This is a genomic window from Xanthomonas sp. DAR 35659 (assembly GCF_041242975.1).
GTDB classification, from domain to species: Bacteria; Pseudomonadota; Gammaproteobacteria; order Xanthomonadales; family Xanthomonadaceae; genus Xanthomonas_A; species Xanthomonas_A medicagonis.
The window spans coordinates 5,054,196-5,073,001 of record NZ_CP162488.1 but is presented as its reverse complement, the minus strand read 5'-3'; the positions used below and the strand labels follow the sequence as shown (position 1 = coordinate 5,073,001).

Below are 18,806 nucleotides of genomic sequence, written 5' to 3'. Positions count from 1 at the left end.
GTCGGGAATGGGGAATGGGGAATGGGGAATGGGGAATGGAAAAAGCGCGGCGCTTCCGCTCTTCCCATTCCCGATTCTCCATTCCCCATTCCCCATTCCCTGATGCTTCACGGAAGCATCAGCCCTACACTGTGCAGCCACGTTTTTCAGGTAACGCCGTGAATCCGATGCGCATGTTGCTGCTGTCCGCCTGCCTGTTCATGGGAGGCGCCGCGCAGGCGGCCAACGACGTGCTGCCCGGCGGCGGCATCGATGCACAGGCGTTGGAGCGGCATGTCCGCACGCTGGCCTCCGACGCGTTCGAGGGCCGCGCGCCGGCCACGCCGGGCGAGGACAAGACCATCGCCTATCTCAGCGAGCAGTTCCGCCTGGCCGGCGTGCAGCCGGCCGGCGACGACGGCGGCTGGACCCAGGCGGTGCCGCTGGTGCGCGCGCAGGTGGACGGACCGGTGACGGCGACGCTGCGCGTGGCCGGCGCCACGCAGGCGCTGGTCAACGGCGAGGACGTGGTGCTGCAGAGCCTGCGCCCGGGGCGCAAGGTCGCGCTGAAGGACGCGCCGCTGGTATTCGTCGGCTACGGCATCCACGCGCCCGAGCGCGGCTGGGACGACTACAAGGGCGTGGACCTCAAGGGCAAGATCGCGGTGATGCTGATCAACGACGCCGACTTCGAGACGCCGCAGCCCGGCGCCTTCGACGGCCGCGCGGTCACCTACTACGGACGTTGGACCTACAAGTACGAGGAAGCCGCGCGGCAGGGCGCGGCCGGTGTGCTGATCGTGCACGAGACCGCGCCGGCCGCCTATGGCTGGGCCACGGTGAAGAGTTCCGGGCTGTCGCCGTTGTTCGACATCGAGCGCAGCGACGCGCAGGCGCGCGCGCAGCACGTGCCTGTGCGCGGCTGGATGCAGCGCGCGCTGGCGGTGTCGCTGTTCGAGCGCGCCGGGTTGGATTTCGAGGCGGAGAAGCGACGCGCGCAGCGCGCCGACTTCCGTCCGCGGGCGTTGGGCGATGCCGCGTTGTCGGTCCGCTTCGCGCTCAAGCGCGAGCGCGTGGTGACCCACAACGTGGTGGCCAAGCTGGAAGGCAGCACGCACCCGGACGAGACGGTGATCTATTCGGCGCACTGGGACGCGTTCGGCATCGGCGCGGCCGACGCCGGCGGCGACCGCATCCGCCACGGCGCGATCGACAACGCCACCGGCGTGGCCAGCGTGCTGGAGCTGGCGCGGGTATTCGCGGCCGGGCCGCGGCCGCAGCGCACGCTGTACTTCATCGCGCTCACCGCCGAGGAGAAGGGGCTGCTCGGCGCGACCCATTACGCCGCGCATCCGCTGGCGCCGCTGGCGACCACGGTGGCGGTGATCAACAGCGAGATGTTCAGCCCGGACGGCGCGATGCGCGACATCGCCTCGTGGGGGCGCGGGCGGGTGTCGCTGGAGCGCGACCTGGCCGCCGCGGCGCAGGCGCGCGGCCGCGCCTATTCGCCGGATCCGAACCTGGAAGCGGGCTTCTTCTACCGCGCCGACCATTTCGCGTTCGCCCGCGTCGGCGTGCCGGCGATCACCGTGGGGCCCGGGTTGGACAAGCGCGACGGCGGCGTGGCCGCGGGCAAGGCGATCCGCGACCGCTATTTCGCCGACTGCTACCACCAGCCCTGCGATCGCTGGACGCCGGCCTGGGATCCGGCCGGGCATGCCGCCGACACGCTGCTGCTGTACGACCTGGGCCAGCGCCTGGCCGACAGCCGCGAATGGCCGCGCTGGGATGACGGTTCCGAATTCAAGCCGGCGCGCGATGCCAGCGAGGCGGCGCGGCACTGAGTTCTCGAGGTCTGAGTTGCTTGTCCACTGCCTGTTCTGACCGACATCCCAGTACCGGCCGCCGTCACACCCAGGCGGCGTCGAACACACTAGGATTCCTCGCGCCACCTGGACGCGAGGAATCATGCAGATGAAGACGCTGGCACATGCGGTCCTGCTCGGAGTCCTACTGACGAGTGCTGCGCACGCGCAGACCAACGCAGGCAATCAGAAGCCCGACCCCGACCTCCCTTTCACCGTCACCCAGGTGGCCAGCTTCGATCTGCCCTGGCGCATCGCGTTCCTGCCCGATGGACGCATGCTGATCACCGAGAAGGTCGGCCGCGTGCAGTTGGTGACCCCGCAAGGCGCCAAGACCGAGCTCAAGGGCGTGCCGGCCAGCTACGTGGAAGGCCAGAACGGCATGCTGGGCGTGTTCCTGTCGCCCCACTACGCCATCGACAAGAGCGTGTACCTGACGTATGTCGCACCCGGCGACTACGGCGGCGGCCTGACCATGGGCCGAGGCAGGCTCGTGATGGAGGGCAACGAGGCCCGGCTGGACAACTTCAAGGTGCTGTGGCGCCAGATGCCGACGGGCAAGGGCGGCCAGGCCGGCGCGCAGATCGCCTTTTCGCCGGACGGCCAGTACCTGTTCCTCACCGTGGGCGACCGCCAGCGCTTCACCCCGGCACAGGATCTCAATCAACCGGTCGGCAAGATCCTGCGGTTGACGCTGGACGGCAAGCCCGCGCCGGGCAACCCGTGGGCAGGCAGGGGCGGCGCGCGCACCATTCCGCTGATCGATCCGGCGAGCGATACCGAGGCGGCCAAGACGGCACCGGTGGTCAGTACCTACACCTTCCCCACATCCAACCTCACCCCGGCCGAAACCTGGTCCATCGGCCATCGCACGCCCTACGGTCTTGCCTTCGCTCCTGACGGTCGGCTGTGGGAGCTCGAGCACGGTCCCAATGGCGGCGACGAACTGAACCTGATCCAGCGCGGCAAGAACTACGGGTGGCCGTTGGTGTCGTATGGGATCAATTACAACGGCGTGCCGATTCCCAAGCCCGAGACGCGGCCCGATCTTGTCAGGCCGGCGATCTATTGGACGCCGGTGATCGCGCCCGGCAACCTGATGTTCTACAAGGGCAGCCTGTTCCCGCAGTGGAAGGGCAGCGCGCTGATCAGCGGCCTGTCCAGCCAGGGCGTCGTCCGCGTGACCGTGGATAGCAAGGGCCGTGCGAACGCGGTCAATCGCTGGAGCATCGGCAAGCGCATCCGCGACATCGAGGAAGCGCCGGATGGCTCGCTGTGGTTGCTGGAAGACGCCAAGCCCGGTGGTCTGTACCGGCTCACGCCGAAGTAGCGCGCAGGCGCTGTTCCTGGCGATGGTCGGGTGCGCCTGCTCGGTCGCGAGGAATTGCCGTCATGCAGAAGGCTATCGACCGGTGCATGACGATGCCCCGGAGCCGGTGCGGTTTCCGACTGCGTTCGTCGCGGCTGAAGCCGATCCTACAGATGCTTGCGGCATGCCGGCTGGGTGCACTGTAGGAGGGGCTTCAGCCCCGACAGGCAGTGTCCGGAGCCGGTGTGATCCGGCTTCGTTGGTCGCGGCTGAAGCCGCTCCTACAGATGTTTGCGGCGAGCATGGCGGTGCATTGTGGGAGGGACTTCCGTCCCGACGCGGGTGAGCCTGACGTCGCGGCACCGCGCCGCGATGCGCAAACTTCGATAAGGCCGCTCCTGCGCGAAAACGCGGTGCATCCATGATTGGAGATGGTGCTCACATCGTCGATGCATGCGACCGCGCGCGCCACCCGCAAAACAGCGTGCCGCGCATGACGCGCCGCCGCGCTGTCGCTGGCCGTGGCCGCTGGCCTAGAATCCACGTCCACACCGCCCGGTCCCTTTGCGCATGTCGTCCCCGCCTGCTCCCGCCGCCGCCGTTCCCGCGCGTGGTGGTTTCGTCGTTCTCGCGCTGCTGCTGGTCTATGTCGTGTGGGGCTCGACCTATCTGGCGATCCGCTTCGCGCTGGAAGGCGGTACGCCGCCGCTGACCCTGGTGTCCGGAGCGCGCTTCGTGGTCGCCGGCACCTTGCTGTACACGGTGTTGCGCTGGCGCGGCGTGGCGGCGCCGACACGCGTGCAGTGGCGGTCGCTAGTCGTGCTCGGCGCGCTGATGCTGGTGTGCGGCAATGGCATGGTGGTTCTGGCCGAGCGCCAGGTGTCCTCGGGCCTGGCCGCGGTCGCGGTGGCGTCGGTGCCGTTGTGGATGGCGCTGTTCGGCGCGCTGCGCGGGCAGCATGCCAGCCGCGGCGAATGGCTCGGCATCGTGGTCGGCTTCGTCGGGGTGGTCTGGCTCAACGCCGGCAGCAGTCTGAGCGCCAGCCCGCAGGGGCTGGTGTTGCTGCTGATCGCGCCGATCGGCTGGGCGTTCGGCTCGGTGTGGTCGCGCGGCCGCGACCTGCCGACGCCGTTCATGGCCGCCGCCGGGCAGATGCTGTGCGGCGGCCTGCTGCTGGTCGCGGTGGGATTGCTCAGCGGCGAACGCCCCCAGGCCTGGCCGGCGCCGCACGCGCTGATGGCGATCGCCTACCTGTGCGTGTTCGGCTCGATCGTGGCGTTCACCGCCTACGTGTGGCTGCTGCAGAACGTGCGTCCGGTGCTGGCCGGCAGCTACGCCTACGTCAATCCGGTGATCGCGGTGGCGCTGGGCAGTTGGCTCGGCGCCGAGCGCTTCAGCGCCAGCGACCTGGGCGCGATGGCGGTGATCCTGGCCGGCGTGGTGGTCATCACCGTGGCGCGGGCCTGCCGATGACCGCCAGCGACCAGGACACGCGGCGCGGGTTGCTGATCACCGCACTGACCTTCGCGCTATGGGGCGTGGTGCCGGTGTACTGGCATCTGCTCAAGGCGGTGCCGTCGTTCCACATCATCGCCCACCGCATCGTCTGGAGCGCGGTGCTGGTGGTGGGCTGGCTGCTGTACCGCACGCGCCTGCAGTGGTGGCGCGCCATCGCCGCGCAGCCGCGCGCGCTGGCCGTGCTGGCGCTGAGCAGCCTGGCGATCGCCTTCAACTGGGGCCTGTACATCTGGGCGATCAACGCCGGCCACGTGATCGAGGCCAGCCTGGGCTACTTCATCAATCCGCTGGTCAACGTGCTGCTCGGCGTGCTGGTGCTGAAGGAGCGGCTGCGCGCGGTGCAGTGGCTGGCGGTGGCCTGCGCCGCGCTGGGCGTGGCCTGGCTCACCGTCGATGCCGGCGCGCTGCCGTGGATCGCGCTGAGCCTGGCTGGCTCCTTCGGGCTGTACGGGCTGCTGCGCAAGCTGGTGCAGGTGGACGCGGTGGCCGGGCTGGGCGTGGAGAGCCTGTACCTGTTCCTGCCGGCGCTGGCGTTCGTGCTGTGGGGCGAGGCCGGCCACGGCGGCGGCTTCGCCGGCGGCTGGGGCTGGCGTAACGACCTGCTGCTGGTGTTCGGCGGCGTGGTCACCGCGGTGCCGCTGATCGGCTTCGCCTACGGGGTGCGGCGCATTCCGCTGTCGCTGGTCGGGCTGCTGCAGTACATCGCGCCGACGCTGCAGCTGCTGCTCGGCGTGTGGTTCTTCCGCGAGCCATTCGATACCGGCAAGGCGATCGGCTTCGCCGCGATCTGGGTCGGCCTGCTGCTGTTCGCCGGCGAGAGCCTGTGGCGCTCGGGATGGGGGCGTAGGCGCTTCTGAGCCGGGATTGGGGATTGGGGATTGGGGATTCGTAAAAGCGGATGCCGCTCCCGATGTGGCGCAGGCTGCCGTTACGAATCCCCAATCCCGAATCCCCAATCTCCGCTCAGCCCCGGCTGGCGCTCGCGGATGGTGTCCCGGTCAGCTGCTGCGTGGCGTCCACGCGCGGGGCCAGTGGGGTCGGGCAGTGGCCGTCGTCGCGCTGCGCCGGCAGTTCGGCGAACCAGTCCTCCACGGTCGGCGCCAGCAGGTCCAGCCGCATCGGCAGGCTGATGTGGTTTTCGCCGGGCATCTCCAGGTAGTGCGCGCGCGGCGCGTCCAGCGCCAGCAGGCGCCCGTGCGCGACCGGGATGTGCTGGTCGGCGGCGCCGTGCAGCAGCAGCAGGCAAGCCGGGGCGGCGCGCGCGGCGGCGGTCACGTCGACCCGGTCCAGGTCCAGCGCCAGGCGCTGGTTGGCGTTGGCGATGACCGCATCCAGGTTCTGCCCGGCGTACCGCCAGCGCACCACGCCCATCGCCGCGCTGGCCATCCAGCCCTGCGGGCGGCTGGCGAGCATGTGCGGGACCATGTCGCGGATGCCGCGGCCGGCGTTGGCGAAGGATTCCATCGCGACCACGCCATCGACCTCGTTGCCCAGCTTCTGCGCGGCGAACAGCGCGGTGGCGGCGCCGTAGGACACGCCGAACAGGTACAGCGGGCCCTGCACTTCGCCGCGCGCGCGCAGCGCACGGATCACCGCGACCACGTCGTCGGACTCGCGGGTGCCGTAGCCGGCCGGGCCGCCGCCGGAGCGGCCATGGTTGCGCAGGTCGATGCTGATGCTGCGGTAGCCGGCCTGGGCCAGGTCCAGCGACCACGGCAGCAGCGAATCGCCGTCCATCATCCAGCCATGCAGCAGCACCACGGTGCCGCGCGGGGCGGCGTGGGCGCCGGGCTGCGGCGCGGCCACGTCCATCGCGAAATCCACGCGCTCATGGCCATTGGCGTCGCGCCCGGCGTGCTCGTAGCGGTAGCGCATGCGGTAGTCGCCCGGATCGATCGCGCGCCAGAAGATCGGGATGCCGCCGGGCACGAGCACGTGCCCGCTGCGATTGGGCAGCGCCGCCAGCAGGCCCTGGATGCGCTCCTCGTCCATCAGCGGCGACACGCCGCCCGGCGCGACCAGGCGGTCGCTGAGCGATGTGGAGGAGCGCGCGGCCAGGCCCAGGCTGGTCAGGCACAGGCTGGCGCAGAGGACGAGCAGGAGGCGCAGGCGCGACGACATGGCGGTGGGCGGTGGAGGAACGGCCGCGCAGGCTAGCGCCTTCGCCGGCGCGGCTCTACCGCAATTGGATGACGGAACGATGACGCGGCCCGGGCGTTTGGCTGGGAGTCGGGATCGTCTGCGCGGTTTTCACCGGCTGCGCCGGTGCGCTGGAGGGGCCGGCACTGGGACGGCCGCCACGATGGGTCGGTGGCGGCACTTGCCGGCACCCGTTTCGTGGCGCGTTGCAGGTGGCAACGGCGCGTCGTGTACATGGCTTGAGTACCGCGCAGGCATCGGCAGCGCCTTGCCGCGTGTCCTTCGGCCCCGAGCCTGCGCGCACGGCGCGCGCGGTGCAATCCCGCCCGCCAGGCAGGCGTCGCCTGGCGGGCGCGTGCTTCGCGCCGCGCCGGTTACAGCGCGCGCAAGGCGGTGGTGATCGGCAGCCGCGCCGCGCGCAGCGCCGGGAACAGCCCGCCGACCAGGCCGATGCCCAGCGCCCACTTCAGGCCGCTCCACAGCAGCTGCGGCGATACCTTGAATTGGAACACCACCTGGCTGAAGTTGCTGCCCAGGGTCGACACGCTGTAGCCGTTGAAGATGGCCCAGGCGATCAGCCCGCCCAACACGCCGCCGAGCAGCGCCAGCAGCATCGTCTCCAGCATCACCGCGGTCACCACCGGCAGGCCGCGGAAGCCGATCGCGCGCATCGTGGCGATCTCGCGGGCGCGGGTGGCCACCGCCGCGTACATGGTGTTGAGCGCGCCGAACACCGCGCCGACCGCCATGATCGCGCCGATCACCGTGCCCAGCACGCTGATCAGCTTGCTGAGGTTGCCGCCCTGCTTGGCGTAGTAGGCGCGGGTGGTCTCCACGTCGAGCTTGAGCCGCGGGTCGGCGGCCATCGCCGCCTTGAACTGGGCGAAGCCGTTCTTGCCGGCGGTGCGCACGCTGATCGACTGATAGGCGCTGCGGTGGTAGGTGGAGGCCAGGGTCTGCGCATCGGCCCACAGCTCCGAATCGTGCGCGTCGCCGGAGGCGAACACGCCGACCACGGTCCACTGCTCGCGGCCCAGGCTCAGCGTCTTGCCGACCTCCAGCCCGCGGAACTGCGCCTTGGCGCCTTGGCCGACCACGATCTCGCGCAGGCCGGCGCCGAAGCGGCGGCCCTCCACGATCCGCACCTTGTCGTGCACCGCCCAGCCGGTGTCGCCGACGCCGCGGAACTGCACGTTGGTGTCGGTGCCGTCGGCCTTGCTCGGCAGGTTGATCACCTGCGACAGCTCCGGCGACACCAGCGGCTTGCCGTCGGCGCCCTTGGCCACGCCGGCCAGGCTGGCGACCAGCGGCACCTGGTCGCGGGTGATCACCGAATTGGTCTCGGCGCCGGAGCCGCCGCGCAGCACGATGGCGGTGGTGTCGTCGCCGGTGCTGCTGAGCGTGGCCTGGAAGCCTTCGCCCATCGCCAGCATCGCCACCAGCACGCCGACCACGCCGGCGATGCCGACCACGATCACCGATGAGGCGCCCCAGCGCTGCGGCAGGCTGGCCACGCCGATGCGGGTGGCGGCCAGCGCCAGGCGGCCGCCGCGGGTCAGCAGCAGCCACAGCGCCACGCCGAGCGCCAGTGCGAGCACGCCGTACCAGGGCAGGGCGATCCACAGCGCCAGCCCGAGGCCGAGCAACAGCAGCGAGAGCAGGTTTCCCAGCCAGAGTTTGAGTTTCATCAGGGCGTCTTCCGAATATGCGAAAGGGAGCGGTGCGGCGGCGGGCTCAGCGCCCGGCCAGCGCGTCCACGATCTTCAGCCGTTGCGCGCGCAGCGCCGGCAGCAGGCCGACCACGATGCCGATGGCGACCATCAGCCCCAGCGCCACCAGCCAGGTCTGCCCCGGCACGCTGCGCATCGGCATCATGCCGCCACTGGCCGCGGCCACGCCGGGGATGATCAGCGCCGCCAGGCCCATGCCGATCAGGCCGCCGAGCACGATCAGCAGCACCGACTCCACCATCACCAGGGTCAGCACGGTGCCGTCGCGGAAGCCGAGGGTCTTGAGCACCGCCAGTTCCGGGATGCGCTCGCGCACCGCCTGCGCCATGGTGTTGCCGGTCAGCAGCAGCAGGGTGAAGAACACCGCGGCCATGATCGCGGTGACGATCAGGCCGATGTCGGCGAATTGCTTGGCGAAGGCCTGCGAAAACGCGGCCTCGGTCTGGCTCTTGGTCTCGTGGTCGGAGTTGAGCGACAAGGCATCGATCGCCTGCGCCACCCGCGAGGCCTGGTCGGCGTTGCCCAACTGCACCGTGTACCAGCTGACCTTGTTCTTGATGTAGTCGTTGGACTCATCGAAGTACTTCCAGTTCATCATCAACTGGTTTTCGGCCTGCACGTTCTTCTGGTCCTTGACCTTGAAGATGGTGGTCAGGGTCAGCGGCCAGTCGTTGCTGCCGCCGCGCGGGAAGATGGTGGCCTGCAGCGGGATGGTGTCGCCGATCTTCCAGCCGTGCTTCTTGGCCAGCGCCGCGCCCACCGCCGCGGCGGTGCGGGTCTCGCGGAACGCCTTGAGCTGCGCCGGCGGCACGTCGTATTCGCTGTAGACGTCGAAGAAGTTCGGCGCCACCGAGAAATTGGGGAAGAAGTTCTTCGGGTCCTGGTAGATGCCGCCGAACCACATGGCGTAGGTGACCTTCTTCACCCCGGGCACCGATTCGATCTGCGATTGCAGGCTGACCGGCAGCGACTGGGTGATCGACAGCCGCGAGGACACGATCAGGCGGTTGGCGCCTTCGACGCTGCCGCCGGAATTGAACGCCACGCGCACCGAGTCGAGCATGCCGAACAGCAGGAACGCGGCCACCACCGACAGCAGGGTCAGCAGGGTGCGGGTCTTGCTGCGGAACAGCTGCGCCCAGATCAACGAGAAATACTTCATGTTCGATCCTCCAGGGGACGGGATGCCGATGCGCGGGGTGCGCGCGTCGGCGGCCGATTCAATGCGCCGAGAGCGGCGCGTCGGCCAGTTCGCCCTTGTCCAGGTGCACGGTGTGGCTGGCGTACTCGGCGGCCTTGGGGTCGTGGGTGACCATGATGATGGTCTTGCCGTGTTCGCGATTGAGTTGCTGCAGCAGCTGCAGGATCTCCTCGGCGGCGTGGCGGTCGAGGTCGCCGGTGGGTTCGTCGCAGATCAGGAAGGTGGGGTCGGAGACGATGGCGCGGGCGATCGCCACGCGCTGCTGCTGGCCGCCGGACAGTTCGTTGGGGCGGTGGCTGCGGCGGTCGGCGAGGTTGACCAGGGTCAGCGCGATCTCGGCATTGCGCTTGCGTTGGGCGGCGCCGAGGTTGGTCAGCAGCAGCGGCAGTTCCACGTTCTTCTGCGCGGTGAGCATGGGCATGAGGTTGTAGAACTGGAACACGAAGCCGACGTGCTGGCTGCGCCAGGTGGAGAGCTGGCCGCCGCTCATGCGGTCGATGCGTTCGCCCTCGATCTCGATCTCGCCGCTGCTGGGGGTGTCCAGGCCGCCGATCAGATTGAGCAGGGTGGTCTTGCCGGAGCCGGAGGGCCCCATCAGGGCGACGAAGTCGCCGCGTTCGATCTCCAGGTCGATGCCGTGCAGGACTTGTACTTTCTCGGGTCCGCGCTGGTAGGTCTTGGTGACGTTGCGCAGTGTGACGAGGGTGGACATGGTGGTGTTCCTGGCAATGGACGGGTGGTGGATGCGAGGGCGGAAGCGGTACGCGGATGCTGCTTTGCTGTTGCTGTTGCTGTTGCTGTTGCTGCTGTTGCTGCTGTTGCTCTTGCACTTGCTGTTGCGTGAGAACCGATCCCCTGTAGGAGCGGCTTTAGCCGCGACCGAGACATTCCTCCAGGAAGTGTCCGTCGCGGCTAAAGCCGCTCCTACAAAAACAAAACCAAAGCGACACCCGAAAGCCAGAGCTTCCGCCTGGCGGCGGGTCACTTTTCTTTGCTCGTGCAAAGAAAAGTAACCAAAAGAAAGCACGCCCTGCCTCGCGCCCTCCGCGCTGCGCGCTACGGGTCCGCGGATGCACCGGGGATCCGCGGAAGGGGCATCCTGCCCCTGCCGCGGACGGCGCACATCCATGTGCGCCGCCCTTCGGGTGTTTCCCCGGTCCATCCGCCGCTGCGGAAGGGAACCCGGTAAGTCAAAAGCAAAAAGCAGAGCAACAGCCAAAGCAGGGGCAGAAGCACAAGCCAGAGCACAAGCCTGCTCCCTGCTATGGTTCGCGCCAGCGCGCGCTATCTCACACGCTTGCGCCCACCGCTATTGCTCGGTCGCCTCCGCCATCTTCACCTTGACGCCATCGCGCAAGCCCTCCGGCGGATCCAGCACCACCGTGTCGCCGGCCGCCAGGCCCGACAGCACCTGGCGGTCGTCGCCCAGGGCGATGCCGGTCTTCAATGCGCGCTGCTCGACCGTGTTGTCCTCCTTCAGCGCGAACGCCACGTCTTGGCCGCCACGCTTGACGATCGCCGCGCCCGGCGCACGCACGCCCTGCAGCTTGTCCTGCGCCTGCGCTTGCGGCGCCTCCAGGAAGCTCACGCGCACGCCCATCTCCGGCACGATCCGCGCGTCCTTCTGCTTCAACGCCACGCGCACCTTCACCGTCGCCTTGCCGCGGTCGGCCGAAGGAATGATCGCGATCACCTCGGCCGGGATCTTCCACTCCGGATAGGCGTTGAGCGTGGCTTCCACCGGCATGCCCGGCTTGACCCGGCCGATGAAGGCTTCGCCCACTTCCACCTCGATCTCCAGCGACTCCATGTCCACCACCGTGCCGATGCCGGTGCGGGTGAAGCCGCCGCCGGCCGACAGCGGCGAGACGATCTCGCCCGGCTGCGCCGCCTTCGCGGTGACCACGCCGGAGAACGGCGCGCGCACGATGGTGTTGTCCACGTTGAGGTCGGAGATCGACAACTGGTTGCCGGCCACCACCACGTTGCGCTGCGCGCTCTGCAACTGCGCGCGCAGGGCGTCGCGCTGCGACACCGCCTGCTCGTACTGCGAGCGCGACACCAACTGCTGGCCGGCCAGGGTCTGCAACCGTTGCGCATCGGCCTCGGCCTGGCGCAGCTGCGCCTGCATGTTCGCGACCTGGCTGCGCGCCGCGTCCAGTTGCGAGGCCGACAGCAGGCGCTGCGCGTCGGCGTCGATCGGGTCCAGCGTCGCCATCACCTGGCCCTGTTCCACGCGCATGCCTTCCTCGATCAGCACCTCGCGCACCTTGCCGGTGATCTTGGCCGAGACGGTGGCCATGCGCCGCGCCACCACGTAGCCGCTGGCGTCCAGCACCGAGGCGCTGCTGCCGCCGGCGGCGATCGCCACCACCGGCGCGGTGGTCACCTCGATGGCCTTGCCGCGGCCGAACAGCAGCCAGCCGCCCAGGCCGAGCGCCAGCAGCACGACCAGGGCCACGGCGATCCACAGCCCGCGCCGCGACGGTGGTGCGCTCGGCGGCGCCTTGCGGTCGATACGAAGTTCCTTGAGCAGATCGGCGGAAGTACTCATCGTGTCCCTGGATGCATCGGTGGGCGCAGTGTGGGCCGGCGAAGCGCGCATTCCAGTTGCCGGAAGTCACTTTCTGCGCGGGCTGCGGCAGCTGCGGCGCCATTCCCCATGGCGTGGGCCGCAGCATGCGGCAATCGCGCCGCCGCCGCCAGTGACAGCTGTCACCCACGGCGGCTGACGCGCCGCACTGGGCGCCGGCGGCGGCTTGGCCCAGCATGAGCGCTCCTGCCACGACCGGGCCACATCGATGCACGCCGCTTCCGACACCCTCCCGCTGGCGCAACTGCGCGCCGTGCACAAACGCTACGGCGCGGTGGTCGCGCTCGAGGGCGTCGATCTGCAATTGCAGCGCGGCCAACTGCTGGCCTTGCTCGGCGCCAACGGCGCAGGCAAGAGCACCGCGGTGGCGTTGCTGCTCGGCTTGCAGGCTGCCGACGCCGGCGATGTGCGCCTGTGCGGCCGGGATCCGCGCACGCTCGACGCACGGCGCCAGGCCGGGGTGATGCTGCAGTCGGCGGGCCTGCCGGACGCGCTGCGCGCTGGCGAGTTGCTGCAGCAGGTGCGCGGATACTACCGGCGCCCGCGCAGCGTCGTCGATTGCGTGGCGCTGGCGGGGCTGGAAGGCCTGTTGTCGCGCCGCTACGGCAGCCTGTCCGGCGGCCAGCAGCGGCGCGTGCAATTCGCGCTGGCGATCTGCGGCCGGCCGCGGGTGCTGTTCCTGGACGAACCCAGCACCGGCCTGGACATCGAGGCGCGGCAAGGGGTGTGGCGGGCGATCCAGGAACTGGTCGGCGACGGCTGCGCGGTGTTGCTGACCACGCATTACCTGGAAGAGGCCGAAGCGTTGGCGGACCGGGTCGCGGTGCTGCAGCGTGGCAGCCTGATCGCCGAAGGCAGCGTGGCGCAGCTGCGCGCGCGCTTCGAGCAACGCAGCATCCGCTGCCGCAGCGCAGTGGATGCTGCGCAGGTGGCGACCTGGCCGCAGGTGCGCAGCGCGCAGGCGCGCGACGGCATATTGGAGATCGTCGCCGAGCCGGCGGAACCGGTGGTGGCGCGGCTGCTCGCCGCCGACCCGGCGCTGGACGAACTGGAAGTGCGCCGCGCCGGCCTGGCCGAGGCGTTCCTCGCCATCACCCGCAAGGAGGCCGCATGAACACGCCGGACCCCCGCCATCCCGCGCCGGTCGCGCTGCACGACGATGCCGTGCAGCGCGTGCGCGCCGCCTCCATCGCGCGCGACAACGCAGCGCCGCTCCCCGACGATCATGCACTGCCCCTACGCGATCCCACCGCGCTGCTCCTGCGCGACCATGCCGCACTGCTTTTGCGCGAAATCCGTTACGAACTGCTGCGCTGGCTGCGCACGCCCTCGTTCGTGCTGCCGACGCTGCTGTTCCCGCCGATGTTCTACCTGCTGTTTGGCGTGGTGCTCAACCACGGCAACGCGGCCGCCGCGGTGTACCTGATGGCCAGCTACGGCGTGTTCGGGGTGATGGCGCCGGCGCTGTTCGGGTTCGGCGTGGGCCTGGCGCTGGACCGCGACCGTGGCCTGCTGACCCTCAAGCGCGCGTTGCCGGTGCCGCCCGCCGCGCTGCTGCTGGCGCGTACCGCGCTGGCGATGCTGTTCGCGCTGGCGATCGGGGCGCTGCTGCAATTGTTTGGCGGCCTGTTCGGCGGGGTGCGGCTGGCGCTGCCGCAGCGCGCCTTGCTGCTGCTGGTGGACGTGCTGGGCACGCTGCCGTTCTGCGCGATCGGGCTGTACATCGGCAGCCGTGTCGGCGGGAGCGGCGCGCCGGCGCTGGTCAATCTGGTCTATCTGCCGATGGCATTCCTGTCCGGGCTGTGGATCCCGTTGCAACTGCTGCCGCCGCTGCTGGGGACGCTGGCGCCGCTGTGGCCGTCGTATCACCTCGGCCAGCTGGCGTTGCGCGTGGTTGGCCAGGATGGCGGCGGCAGCAACGTCGGCCATCTCGCGGCGTTGCTGGCGGTCACCGTGGTGTTCTACGCACTGGCGCATCGGCGCCTGCGCCAAGGCTGATGGGCGGTTCCTGCCAGCACGTCCGGGCGTGGTCGGAGGCGTACGCACTCGCCCCGCCGCGCCGCCGCCGCGCTCACTCGCTATGCTACGCAGCGCGGCCACGCCGCCCCTGGAGCCTGCCGTGATCGCCTTGCTGCACGCCTCGCCCGAATCGCTGATCGCCCGGCGCCTGACGTCGACCGCGGCCACGCGCAGCGCGCATTGGTTCGTGTGGCTGTCGTTGATCTGGTCGATCTGGCTGTTCGTGACCCCGTTGTACGAACCGCACTACTTCACCCGCTGGTTCTGGCCGACCATGACCAGCTACGCCGTGTTCCTGGCGTTGTACTACTGCGCCTACTACCGCCATCGCCGTTACCTGCGCTGGTGCGTGGCCGGCATGGCCGCGCTGGCCTTCGTGCTGCTGCCGTACAACCCCGGCGCGCAGTGCTACATCATCTTCGCCTGCGCGTTCCTGCCGTTCTGCTTCACCGCGCCGCGCGCGCTGCTGGCGATGCTGCTGTTGCTGGCGCTGTTCGCGGGGGCCTGGTGGTCGCGGGGCTGGTCGCCCCTGTACATGGCCAGCGCGGTGCTGGTCGGATTGGCGGTGGGCCTGATGAACATCAGCTTCGAGCGCCGCGCGCGGGCCGATGCGCAGCTGCGCCTGAGCCACGAGGAAGTGCGGCGGCTGGCCGCGGTCGCCGAACGCGAACGCATCGGCCGCGACCTGCACGATCTGCTCGGGCACACCCTGTCGCTGGTGGCGCTGAAATCGGACCTGGCCGCGCGCCTGCTGGCACGCGACCCGGCGGCGGCGCGGCAGGAGATGGAGGACGTCAGCCGGGTCGCGCGCGACGCCCTGGGACAGGTGCGGCGCGCGGTCAGCGGCATTCGCGCGGCGCAGTTGGCGGCGGAGATGGCTTCGGCCAAGTTGCTGCTGGAATCGTCGGGCGTCGCGTTCCGCTACCAGGTCGACGCCTTGCCGCAGTGCGCGCAGCTGGAGACGGTGTTCGCGATGGTGCTGCGCGAGGCCGCCACCAACATCCAGCGCCACGCCGCCGCGCGCAATGCGCAGTTGCGGCTATGGTGCGAGCGTGGCCAGGCCTGGCTGGAGATCCGCGACGACGGCCGCGGCGGCGCGATGCAGCCGGGCACCGGCCTGGTCGGCATGCGCGAGCGGCTGGAGGCGGTGGGCGGGTCGCTGCGGATCGACGCCGAACGCGGCCGCGGCACCCGCCTGCTGGCGTCGGCGCCGTTGCCGCGCACCCCGGCGCAGGCGGCCGACCCCACGCCGCCGCCGCACGACTGCGAGGATGCCGCGCTGCGTTGAGCGACACCGCGCAGGCCGCCCTACAATGCGCCGACAAGGATCGGGGGTCGCGTGATTCGATTAGTGCTGGCGGAAGACCAGGCGATGGTACGCGGCGCGCTGGGCGCGCTGCTGGGCCTGGAAGCGGACCTCGCCGTGGTCGCCAGCGCCGCCGACGGTGAGGCCGCGTGGCGCGCGCTGCAGGCGCACCGGCCGGACCTGCTGGTCACCGACATCGAGATGCCCGGGCTCAGCGGCCTGGAACTGGCGCAGCGCGTGCAGCGCCAGCAGCTGCCGATCCGCGTGGTCATCGTCACCACCTTCGCCCGCCCCGGCTTCCTGCGCCGCGCGCTGGACGCCGGCGTTGGCGGCTATCTGTTGAAGGATGCGCCGCCGGAGCGCCTGGTCGATGCGATTCGCCAGGTGCATCGCGGTGGCCGCGCGATCGATCCGGAGCTGGCGCTGGAGGCCTGGTCCGAGGCCGATCCGCTCAACGACCGCGAGCGCCAGGTGCTGCGCCTGGCCGGCGAGGGCGCCTCGGCCGGCGACATCGCCGCGCAGTTGGGGCTCTCGCACGGCACCGTGCGCAACTATCTGTCCGAGGCGATCGGCAAGCTTGGCGTCGGCAACCGCATCGAGGCGGCGCGGCTGGCGCGGCAGAAGGGTTGGCTATAGGGCATCTCTAAGACCTTGCTTTCGCCACAATGCAAGTCAGACGCAGTTTGTCCTGTAGGAGCGGCTTTAGCCGCGACGAGGCGTTCCCGGTAACGCCCGTCGCGGCTAAAGCCGCTCCTACAGGGACACTATTGGATGTGCCCTAACAGGCGTTCGCGCACCGCACGCCGTACCGCCGCGAACCGGACTGCCGCCGGCGTCGGCCAGCGGCAGCGGCGATGGCGTGCAGGCCCATCGCCGCGTGGCGACGGGCCGGCAAGCCGATCAGAACGACCAGGTGAACGTCAGCGATCCGCCGCGGGTTTCGCCCCACGCGCCGTAGCCGTAGATCTGCGTGTAGTACTTCTTGTCCAGCAGGTTGTTGAGGTTGGCCTGCACCGTCACGTTGTCCGCCAGCCGGTAGCGCGCGAACGCGCTGACCAGCGCATAGGCCTCCTGTTCGAAGCGGCCGTAGGTCGCATCGACGTAATAGATGCGGTTCTGCCAGTTGACGCCGCCGCCGAAGGTCAATTCGCTAAGCGTGCGCGGGGTGTAGCTGGTGTAGAGCTTGAGCGTGGTCTGCGGCAGTTGCGTGTTGATGTCCGCGCCGCTGGCGTCCTTGGCGACGTAGCGCGACGCGCCGAGGCTGCCGTTCCAGCCCGGCGCCAGTTCGCCGTTGAGCTCGAACTCCACGCCGCGGCTGACCGTGCCGCGCGCGGCGACGGAGGCGAACTCGCCCGGACGGCCGGGGATGGGTTCGTTGGTCAACTGCGCCACGTTGTCCTGCTCGATGCGGAACACCGACAGCGCCGCGTTCAGCCGATCGTCGAACCAGGCGCGCTTGATGCCCACCTCGTAGCTCTTACCCTCGACCGGATCGAGATAGCGATCGTTGCGGTCGCGCGCGGTCTGCGGCTGGAAGATCTCGGTGTAGCTGGCATAGGCCGACCAGTCGGCGTCGATCGCGTAGACCAGGCCGGCGTAGGGCGTGGTGACCTCATGCGAGCGATCGGCGCCTTCGCCTGCGCTGCGCCAGTCGGTGTAGCGCGCGCCCAGGATCAGCTTCAGCGGTTCGGCCAGCGACAGGCGAGTGGCGGCGTAGCCGGCCTTCTGGGTGATGCTGCCGCGGCTCTGCAGCGGCAGCGTGTCCAGCCAGTTCGGCTGGGGGAAGCTGCCGTTCCAGGCCAGGTAGTTGTCCAGCGGCGCCCACCCGGTCTGGAAGTCGCCATGGTTGGCGAATTCGCGACGGTTGTAGCTCGCGCCGGCCATGAACTGGTGTTCGCGCCCGAACAGCTGGAACGGGCCGTCGACATAGCCATCGACGCCATCGACCTTGCGCTCGGTGTTGTAGTAGCCGGCCATCGGCACGATGCCGCCGCCGCCGGCCTTGTCGAAGCCGGCGCCGAAGAAGGGATAGAACAGCTTGTCGTCGGCGTCGGTGCGGTCGTGGGTGGCGCCGACGTTGACCTGCCAGCCGTTGCCGAAGCGGTGCTGCAGGGTCGCGAAGGCGCGCTTGCTGGTAGTGTCCCAGTAGGTCCAATCCGGCGACGGATTGAACGAGGTCGGGTAGTCGGTCGGGCTGCCGTCGGAGAACCACATCGGGAAGCCGCCCCAAGTCACGCCCGTGGCCTTCTTGTGCTGGTAGTCGTAGCCCACGCTCAGCTGGGTATCGGGGCTCAGGTCGGCATCGATCACCGCATACCCCAGCGTCTTGCGCTGCTGGTAGCGGTCCATCTCCGCGTCGGTGTCCAGATAGCTGCCGATCACCCGCGCGCGCACCGAGCCGCTGGCATTGAGCGGCGTGGTCACGTCCACCGTGCTGCGGGTGCGGCCCCAACTGCCGACATTGACCGACACGCTGCCGGTCAGCTCGGCGCTGTCGGCGTGCTTGCGCACCAGGTTCACCGAGGCCGACGGATTGCCCGCGCCGGTCATCAGCCCGGTGGCGCCGCGCACCACTTCCACCCGGTCGTACAGCGCCAGGTCCAGCCCGGAGTCGCCATAGCTCCAGTTCTGCACCATCGTGGTGGGAATGCCATCGAACTGATAGTTGTCGATGTAGAAGCCGCGGGCATAGAACTCGGTGCGCTCGCTGTCGGACTGGGTGCTGCTCACGCCGGTGGTGTTGGCCAGCACGTCGATGATGTCGTCCAGGCCCTGATCCTCGATGCGCTGGTGGCTGATGATGCTCACCGATTGCGGGATCTCGCGCGGTGCCAGTTCGAAGCGTGTGCCGGCGGTGGTCTTGCGCACGCTGTAGCCTTCGGCGCGCTCGCCCTTGACGCTGATCTTGTCCAGGGTGGTGACGTCGCTGTCGGCGGCGCTGTCGGCCGCCGCTTCGGCGGCGAGCGCGGGCAGCGCGGCGATCAGGCAGGCCGCGGCCAGGGCCGAGCGGCGTGGAAGGCGGGGGAGGACACGGGTCATTGCAGGGACTCCAGGCAAGCAGGCATGGCCGTCGCCGGCGCCGCATGCGGCGCCGCGCGATGGTCGGGTTGGGAGGCTGGCTTGGAGCGGGCCGCCGCACCCAGGCGC

The 18,806-nt window shown here is 69.8% G+C and carries 15 protein-coding genes; 9 read left to right on the top strand and 6 right to left on the bottom strand.

Annotated features, from left to right (window positions below; all coding sequences use genetic code 11):
• Positions 1-167 precede the first annotated feature (167 nt).
• From AB3X07_RS21600 to rarD, 4 genes are all read left to right on the top strand, one after another.
• Positions 168-1,823, top strand: a complete 1,656-nt coding sequence (locus tag AB3X07_RS21600; RefSeq protein ID WP_369944839.1) for a M28 family metallopeptidase — start codon at positions 168-170, stop codon at positions 1,821-1,823.
• 130 nt (positions 1,824-1,953) lie between these two features.
• Complete coding sequence (locus tag AB3X07_RS21595; RefSeq protein WP_369941130.1) at positions 1,954-3,174, top strand: PQQ-dependent sugar dehydrogenase; 1,221 nt, start codon at positions 1,954-1,956, stop codon at positions 3,172-3,174.
• A 549-nt stretch (positions 3,175-3,723) separates the two neighbouring features.
• The gene (gene yedA / locus AB3X07_RS21590) at positions 3,724-4,626 is read left to right on the top strand and encodes a drug/metabolite exporter YedA (RefSeq protein ID WP_369941128.1); all 903 of its coding nucleotides are present in this window, start codon (positions 3,724-3,726) and stop codon (positions 4,624-4,626) included.
• Positions 4,623-5,528, top strand: coding sequence for an EamA family transporter RarD (rarD, locus tag AB3X07_RS21585; protein WP_369941127.1), 906 nt, complete (start codon positions 4,623-4,625; stop codon positions 5,526-5,528). Before yedA ends, rarD begins: the two co-directional genes overlap by 4 nt.
• Before the next feature lie 106 nt (positions 5,529-5,634).
• On the opposite strand, the gene AB3X07_RS21580 is transcribed toward rarD, so the two are convergent.
• The 4 genes from AB3X07_RS21580 to AB3X07_RS21565 all read right to left on the bottom strand — a co-directional run bounded on the left by AB3X07_RS21580 (position 5,635) and on the right by AB3X07_RS21565 (position 10,453).
• A complete protein-coding gene (locus tag AB3X07_RS21580; protein WP_369941125.1) occupies positions 5,635-6,792 on the bottom strand; it encodes an alpha/beta hydrolase in 1,158 nt (385 codons plus the stop codon).
• A gap of 392 nt (positions 6,793-7,184) precedes the next feature.
• Positions 7,185-8,498 (bottom strand): ABC transporter permease, encoded by a 1,314-nt coding sequence (locus AB3X07_RS21575; protein WP_369941123.1) that lies wholly within the window; start codon positions 8,496-8,498, stop codon positions 7,185-7,187.
• Between the two features lie 46 nt (positions 8,499-8,544).
• The gene (locus tag AB3X07_RS21570; protein ID WP_369941121.1) at positions 8,545-9,702 is read right to left on the bottom strand and encodes an ABC transporter permease; all 1,158 of its coding nucleotides are present in this window, start codon (positions 9,700-9,702) and stop codon (positions 8,545-8,547) included.
• Positions 9,703-9,760: 58 nt separating this feature from the next.
• Positions 9,761-10,453: an ABC transporter ATP-binding protein gene (locus tag AB3X07_RS21565; RefSeq protein WP_369941119.1), complete on the bottom strand. Its 693-nt coding sequence runs from the start codon at positions 10,451-10,453 to the stop codon at positions 9,761-9,763.
• On the opposite strand from AB3X07_RS21565, the gene AB3X07_RS21560 reads away from it, so the two are divergent.
• Entirely contained in the window at positions 10,452-10,754 is a 303-nt protein-coding gene (locus AB3X07_RS21560; RefSeq protein WP_369941117.1) for a hypothetical protein, read from the top strand. The genes AB3X07_RS21565 and AB3X07_RS21560 overlap by 2 nt on opposite strands.
• A gap of 296 nt (positions 10,755-11,050) precedes the next feature.
• On the opposite strand, the gene AB3X07_RS21555 is transcribed toward AB3X07_RS21560, so the two are convergent.
• Positions 11,051-12,295 (bottom strand): efflux RND transporter periplasmic adaptor subunit, encoded by a 1,245-nt coding sequence (locus tag AB3X07_RS21555; protein WP_369941115.1) that lies wholly within the window; start codon positions 12,293-12,295, stop codon positions 11,051-11,053.
• A 247-nt stretch (positions 12,296-12,542) separates the two neighbouring features.
• Here AB3X07_RS21555 and AB3X07_RS21550 point away from each other — a divergent pair, with 247 nt between their 5' ends.
• From AB3X07_RS21550 to AB3X07_RS21535, 4 genes are all read left to right on the top strand, one after another.
• Complete coding sequence (locus AB3X07_RS21550) at positions 12,543-13,448, top strand: ABC transporter ATP-binding protein (RefSeq protein ID WP_369941113.1); 906 nt, start codon at positions 12,543-12,545, stop codon at positions 13,446-13,448.
• On the top strand, positions 13,445-14,332 hold the full coding sequence (locus tag AB3X07_RS21545) for an ABC transporter permease (RefSeq protein WP_369941111.1): 888 nt from the start codon (positions 13,445-13,447) through the stop codon (positions 14,330-14,332). The genes AB3X07_RS21550 and AB3X07_RS21545 overlap by 4 nt, the downstream gene beginning before the upstream one ends.
• A 121-nt stretch (positions 14,333-14,453) precedes the next feature.
• On the top strand, positions 14,454-15,641 hold the full coding sequence (locus AB3X07_RS21540) for a sensor histidine kinase (RefSeq protein ID WP_369941110.1): 1,188 nt from the start codon (positions 14,454-14,456) through the stop codon (positions 15,639-15,641).
• 51 nt (positions 15,642-15,692) lie between these two features.
• On the top strand, positions 15,693-16,295 hold the full coding sequence (locus AB3X07_RS21535) for a response regulator transcription factor (RefSeq protein ID WP_369941108.1): 603 nt from the start codon (positions 15,693-15,695) through the stop codon (positions 16,293-16,295).
• Positions 16,296-16,559: 264 nt separating this feature from the next.
• On the opposite strand, the gene fhuE is transcribed toward AB3X07_RS21535, so the two are convergent.
• Entirely contained in the window at positions 16,560-18,698 is a 2,139-nt protein-coding gene (gene fhuE / locus AB3X07_RS21530; RefSeq protein WP_369941107.1) for a ferric-rhodotorulic acid/ferric-coprogen receptor FhuE, read from the bottom strand.
• Positions 18,699-18,806: the final 108 nt, after the last annotated feature.